At 56.6% G+C, this 6,831-nt stretch carries 5 protein-coding genes; all 5 read right to left on the minus strand.

All coding sequences use genetic code 11. From position 1 onward, the window contains the following. Nucleotides 1-77: 77 nt before the first annotated feature. On the minus strand, nucleotides 78-1,112 hold the full coding sequence (locus ABYV26_RS17635; protein WP_372682671.1) for an NAD(P)H-dependent glycerol-3-phosphate dehydrogenase: 1,035 nt from the start codon (nucleotides 1,110-1,112) through the stop codon (nucleotides 78-80). Between the two features lie 5 nt (nucleotides 1,113-1,117). Beyond that, nucleotides 1,118-3,625, minus strand: coding sequence for a DNA gyrase subunit A (gene gyrA, locus ABYV26_RS17640; protein ID WP_372682672.1), 2,508 nt, complete (start codon nucleotides 3,623-3,625; stop codon nucleotides 1,118-1,120). A gap of 58 nt (nucleotides 3,626-3,683) precedes the next feature. Further along, nucleotides 3,684-4,781: an AI-2E family transporter gene (locus tag ABYV26_RS17645; protein ID WP_372682673.1), complete on the minus strand. Its 1,098-nt coding sequence runs from the start codon at nucleotides 4,779-4,781 to the stop codon at nucleotides 3,684-3,686. 169 nt (nucleotides 4,782-4,950) lie between these two features. Further along, on the minus strand, nucleotides 4,951-5,106 hold the full coding sequence (locus ABYV26_RS17650; protein WP_372682674.1) for a hypothetical protein: 156 nt from the start codon (nucleotides 5,104-5,106) through the stop codon (nucleotides 4,951-4,953). Between the two features lie 100 nt (nucleotides 5,107-5,206). Further along, nucleotides 5,207-6,493, minus strand: coding sequence for an acetyl-CoA C-acyltransferase (locus ABYV26_RS17655; RefSeq protein ID WP_372682675.1), 1,287 nt, complete (start codon nucleotides 6,491-6,493; stop codon nucleotides 5,207-5,209). Between the last annotated feature and the right edge of the window lie 338 nt (nucleotides 6,494-6,831).

Consider the following 6,831-nt stretch of genomic DNA (forward strand, 5'->3'; position numbering starts at 1 on the left):
ATCAGGTTTGGAATTTTAACTTTGGCTATTGTGATTTGTTTGTTATTTTTTTTTGATTTTTGTAGTTTGTTTGCCACTCAAATTTCGTCCAACTCCTGCTTCAAGTCCCTTGTCATCAGCTGATAAAGGGCTTCCTTCGGATCCAAATCATCGTAAAGTACATGGTAGACGGCGTGGGAAATGGGCATGTCGACATCCCGTTCGCGGGACAGGTTGTATACCGAACGCGCCGTTTTCACTCCCTCGGCCACCATGTGCATCCCGGCCAGCAGATCCTTGAGCTTTTTCCCCTCGCCGATCTGTCTGCCGATGGTGTGGTTGCGGCTCAGGTCACCGGTGCAGGTAAGGATCAAATCCCCGACGCCGGCCAAACCGGTAAAGGTTCTCGGCTGAGCGCCCATGGTCAGGCCCAGACGGCGGATCTCGACCAACCCGCGCGTGATCAGGGCGGCACGGGTATTGAGCCCCAACCCCAGCCCGTCGATCACTCCGGCGGCGATGGCGATCACATTTTTCACGGCCGCGCCTAGTTCGGCGCCAATCACATCATCGATGGTGTAGACCCGGAAATAGGGCGTCACAAAAACCTGTTGGACAAATTCCGCGCAATGTATGTCACTGGACGCCACGGTAACCACCGTGGCCATTTCACGGGCCACTTCCTTGGCAAAGCTGGGACCCGTCAGCACCGCCAGCCGGTCCGTCGACAACCCGGGGATAACTTGTGCCAGCACGCCGGACATGGTCAGGTGCGTCTGGTTTTCGATCCCCTTGGACGCGCTGACCACGATGGTGTGCGGCCCGATGGCATGGCTGCAGCGCTCGATCGTCCGGCGGGTGACATGCGAGGGGGTCACCACCAGCACCAGATCCTTTTCGGCCACGACCGATTCCAGGTCCCCGGAGGGATGAAGATTTTCGGGCAGGGTAACGCCGGGCAGAAATCGTTGATTCTCATGCGTCTCGAGCATCTGCGCCTTCACCTCGGCTTCATAGACCCAATGGTCGACGACAAAGCCCTTGACGGCCAGCAGGTTGGCCAAGGCGGTACCCCAGCTGCCGGCCCCGACGACACCCATTCGCGTGGTCTTGACATCCACCGTGGTTTTCATCGCCGCTACTCCTCCTGCAGTTCGTTTGGCGATGCTTCGCCATCCGTCGATTCGCCGCTTTCTTCTTCTTCTGCTGCTTCTGCTTCAGCCAACCCGGCGGCGCTGACCACCCGCTCCCCGGGATCCATGTCCATCAGCCGCACGCCCTGGGTGTTGCGACTGATAACCGATGTACCGGAAACGGGGCTGCGGATCAGCTTGCCCGTATCGGTCACCAGCATCAGGTCGTCTTCGTCCTGGACCAGGATGATGTTCACCACCTGACCGTTGCGCGCGCTGGTCTTGATCGAGATGACGCCTTTGCCGCCGCGCCGGTGGATCGGGTATTCGTCGATGGAGGTTCGTTTGCCGTAGCCGTTTTCGGTCACCGTAAACAGTGTCTGACCGTGTTGAAGCACTTCCATGCCCACTACGCGATCGTCTCTGCTCAGGCGCATCCCGCGCACCCCACGGGCGGTCCTGCCGGTCGGGCGTACATCCGATTCATGGAAACGAATGGATTTGCCCATGGCGGACCCCAGAAACACATTCTGGGTGCCGTCGGAGAGCTTTACCGCAATCAGTTCATCGCCCTCTGCCAGGCCCAGAGCGATAATCCCGCCGATCCGGGGACGGCTGAATGCCATGAGGTCCGTCTTTTTCACCGTTCCGTTGCGTGTGGCCATGAGCACGTGCAGACCCGGCTCGAACCCGGGAACGGCCAGCACGGCGGTCATCCGTTCACCGTCGGCAAAATCCAGCAGGTTGACAATGGCCTTGCCCCGGCTCTGGCGGCCGGCCTGAGGGATGTCGTAAACCTTGCACCAGTATACCTTGCCCAGGTTGGTAAAAAAGAGGAAATAATGGTGGGTGGAGGCCACGAACAGGTGCGAGACGAAATCCTCTTCCTTGGTGCCCATGGCAGTTTTGCCTTTGCCGCCACGCCGCTGGCTTTGATACAAGGTGATGGGATTGCGTTTGATGTATCCGGTGTTGGTGATGGTTACGACCATGTCCTCTTCGGCAATCATGTCCTCGATGGTCAGCTCCCGGGTATATTTCAGAATCTCGGTCCGGCGCACATCACCAAATTCGCCCTTGAGGATGTCCAGCTCGTTCTTGATGATTCCCAGCACCAGTTGTTCGCTGCCTAAAATTTCCTTGAATCGCGCAATGTCCTTGAGCACGGCATCGTACTCTTCAACGATTTTGTCCCTTTCCAGGCCGGTGAGCCGCTGCAGTCGCATATCCAATATGGCCTGCGCCTGGATGACCGAAAGGCCGAAAGTGGCCATGAGCCGTTCCTTGGCTTCCACCGGTGTCTTGGATTCGCGGATTAGCTTGACCACGGCATCCAGGTTGTCCAGGGCCACCTTCAACCCTTCCAGAATATGGGCCCTGGCTTCGGCCTTGTTCAGGTCGAAGCGGGTTCGCCGGATGACGATCTCCTTGCGGTGAAGCACGAAATACTCCAGAATCTGCTTCAGGTTGAGGACCTGGGGTCGATTGTTGACCACCGCCAGCAGAATGATTCCGAAGCTGCTCGCCATCTGGGTGTGCTTGTACAACTGATTGATGATGATGCCGGCCATGTGATCTTTTTTGACCCCCATGGCAATGCGCATGCCCCGACGGTCTGACTCGTCGCGCACATAGCGAAGGCCCTCGATGGTCTTGTGCTTCATCAACTCGGCAATCTTTTCGATCAACCGCGCCTTGTTCACCTGGTAGGGGATCTCGGTGACCGCGATGGTTTCCTGCCCGGTTTGCTTGTCCTCTTCCACCGTCACCCGCGCACGCGTGCGGACAATGCCCCGACCCGTCTCATAGGCATCCCGGATTCCCTGAATGCCGTGAATGATGCCTGCGGTGGGAAAATCCGGACCGGGAATATGAGCCATGAGTTGCTCGCAGGTTATTCCTGGATCATCGATCAGCGCCTTGATGCCTTCAATCACCTCGGAAAGGTTGTGGGGGGGGATGTTGGTGGCCATACCAACGGCAATCCCGGACGATCCGTTGACCAGAAGGGCCGGGAATTTGGCCGGGAGCACGGACGGCTCGGTGAGAGACTCATCGTAGTTGGGAACGACGTTGACGGTCTCCTTATCCAGGTCCTCGAGCATCTCCTGGGCCAGCCGTGTCATGCGGATTTCAGTGTATCGCATGGCCGCCGCCGGGTCGCCGTCGATGGAACCGAAGTTGCCCTGGCCGTCCACCAACGGATAGCGCATGGAAAAATCCTGGGCCAATCGTACGATGGTGTCGTAAACCGCACTGTCGCCATGGGGATGATATTTACCGATCACGTCACCCACGATGCGGGCCGACTTCTTGTAGGGTTTGTTGTAATCGTTCTTCAATTCCCGCATGGCGTAAAGCACGCGGCGATGAACGGGTTTGAGCCCATCACGCACATCGGGAAGCGCCCGGCCGATGATCACACTCATGGCGTAATCGAGATAGGACTTCTTCATCTCCGCTTCGATGCTGATCTCGGGGCTTGGCAGAACGTCGGTTGTGTTTTCGCTCATGGTCGTGAATTATCCTTGCGCTGGCTATCCCGGCGATATGTGAACCACGGGTTCACGGTTACGGCCGGTCTGGTTTGGGTTGGGAGTGTTCAACAAAAGTCTGGTAACTGGTGTGGTAAATATTGGTCAGCGTCAGAAAGGCGGTGGCGATCAGCGGACCGTAGATGATCCCGAGAATGCCGAAGATCTTGAGACCGCCGATGATGGACAGAAACACCACCAGGGTATGCATCTGTACCCGCTTGCCCACCACCCTGGGCTTTAACAGGTATTCGACGCCGCCGGAGAGCAGCAGATAAAAAATTAGAAAAAAAATGCTGGCACCGACACGCCCTTTTAGGAAGAGAAAAATCACCGTGGGAATAAACACCGCCCCGATGCCGATGATCGGCAAAAACGCCAGCAGGGACATGATCACCCCCCATAAAAAAGCGGACTGAAGACCGAACAGCCAGAAGATCATCCCTCCAGCGACGCCTTGAATGGCTCCGCACAGCCCGTTTCCCACGAGGATGGCGCCGGCCATATCGTTGAATTTTCCGATGAGCTGGACGTCCTGGTCTTCGGGCAGGGGCGACAGATCGATGAGAAACTGCACCAGCTTCGGACCATCGATCAGCAGAAAAAAAATAACCAACAGCATGAGAAAAAAACTGGCCAGGAAGGACAAGGTGTTGGAGGCAATGGATCGGGCCTGGTCATATAGAAACAGGCCAACGGCCTTGCCGATGTCAGAGATGGTGTTGTTCAGTTCCTCCCCGGTGATGGCGATATCGAAGCTGTCCAGCAGCGGGTTGATCCGGTCTAGCAGGGCGCTGTTGGTAAAATGGGTATTGATGAAGCTGGAGAGGGCCGGACTTTTAGCCAGCTGGATCAGCTCGTAAGCCTCTTGGGCCAGGACCCCCACGAAAAAAACAATGGGGACAAACAGGATAAAGAAAATCAGCAGGCAGGTTAACAAAGAGGCGACGCCGGGGCTGATTTTTGCGTGGGCCGTGAGCAGCCGGTACACCGGATGAAATGCGCCGGCAACAACGGCACCCAGAACGATGATCGAAAGGAACGGCGACAGCAGCCATCCCATCAGAGATATGGAAATGAGGAAGCAGGCCAGAAAAAACCACAAAATCATATTTTGGGAGGTCCGATCCTCCATGGCTCCTCCATAAACCGGCGGTGGTATCACGATGCCACCCGGCATAACGCAATCTGCGCAAACGCCTGAGTAAAACGGGAAGAGGCATTTGCGCAGAATTGATATTAGATGCGTCAGACTCGGATGGTCAATTGTCAGCCGGAAACAGACAGGGGCTTGATGAAGCAGGTTATTTGCTCACAAGGGCGCCGACTGCGAGGTAGAGCAAAATCAAATATACAGCCACCGGAACGTAGCTGCCAGCCACCCCATAGACAATCCCGCCGCCGATAATGGCGGGAACGCCGCAAAATACAAGAATCCCCAACTTCCTGCTGATATCCATATTCTTCAATCTCCTGTCACCGCTTTTGGCGAGGTTTTTTTTACCTTCGCTAAAACCGGATTCTACCTACCAATAACAGCCGAAAAAGTAAAGAAAAAAATCACCTCTCAACGATCATCGCCATGCCCATTCCGCCGCCGATACACATCGTGATCAAACCGGTGGAATAGCCTTTGCGCTTCATCTGGTTCATCCCGCTGACCATCTGCCTGGCGCCGGTGCAGCCGATGGGATGCCCAATGGAGATACCGCTGCCCAGTTCGTTGGGCCGGTCAACCTCGATGCCCAGTTCGCGCATGCAGCCGATAGCCTGGGAGGCAAACGCCTCGTTGAGCTCGATCATGTCGATATCATCGAGAGTCATGCCTGTCGCGGCCAGCACCTTTTTCACCGCAGGTACCGGTCCCAGGCCCATGTAGGCCGGATCCAGTCCGCCTGAGCGGAAGGCCTTAATTTTGACGATGGGCTCGAGGCCGAGGTCTTTGGCTTTTTCCGCGCACATCAGCAGCACCGCCGCCGCGCCGTCGTTGATGCCCGACGCGTTGCCGGCGGTGACGGTGCCTTCTTTTTTGAACGCCGGCCGCAGCTTGGCCATTTTTTCAATACTGGTGTCCATGGGACGCTCGTCGGTATCCACGATCGTATCCCCTTTGCGGGACCTGATGGTCACCGGAACGATTTCCTGGGCGAAGAGGCCCTCGGTAATGGCAGCCCGGGCCCGGGTGTGGCTGAGCACACCCAATTCGTCCTGCTCCTGGCGGCTGATGTTATACAGGCCGGCGATATTTTCCGCCGTCACGCCCATGTGATAGCCATAGAAAATCTCATACAGGCCGTCGAACACCATCAGGTCGTAGATATCACCGATGCCGGTCAGTTCCATGCGGTGGCCCCAGCGGGCCTTGGGCAGGGCCATGGGCGCCAGGCTCATATTCTCCATGCCCCCGGCCAAGACCACGTCGGATTCGCCGGTCATAATCGCCGACGCACCCAGGGCGATGGCTTTCAAGCCGCTGCCGCAGACTTTGTTGAGCGAAAAAGCCGGGGTCTCCTTGGGAAGGCCGGCGCGGATCATGGCCTGCCGGGCCGGGTTCTGACCCTGGGCCGCCTGAAGCACGTTGCCCATAATGACCTCATCGATGGACACGGTCGGCATGTCATCGGTCCAGTCCATGGCCTTGGCCTCCAGTTCGATGAGCCCCTGGTCTTTCAGTGCATCCGGCCCTGCCGACTTCAGTGCGTCGCTGGACTGAGGCCGCAAACCGGCGTTACTAAGGGTCTGTTTCATGACAGTTGCGCCCAGTTCCACCACCGGAACGGTCTTCAACGATCCGCCGAATGACCCCACCGCGGTTCTGGCACCACTGACAATGACGACTTCTCTCATTTCGATTTCCTCCCGTTGTTGATTCTTGGCAGTGCAGCTGATATGGATAAACGAATCAGCCGGTCGTCAATCGTGAAGCAAAAAGCTCCAACTATATCGGTTTAATTGGTTGAATTCGTTATATTGATTGGATTGGTTCAATTGGTTGGGTTTGAACAAAACCAATTAAACCAACCAACTAATCCAACCCACCAACTAACGGTTGTGGTCAATACCACAAAATCCGCGAGGGTGTCCAACACGAAATGAAAAGCCGCCTGTATGCCCCGGCCGTGCTTGTCACCGGTCTGCTGAGCGCTCAAATCGTCGCCACCGCCCATGTCTACCTTTCCAATCTG

The organism is Desulfosarcina sp. (genome assembly GCF_041551955.1).
In the GTDB taxonomy this organism is placed as follows: Bacteria; Desulfobacterota; Desulfobacteria; order Desulfobacterales; family Desulfosarcinaceae; genus Desulfosarcina.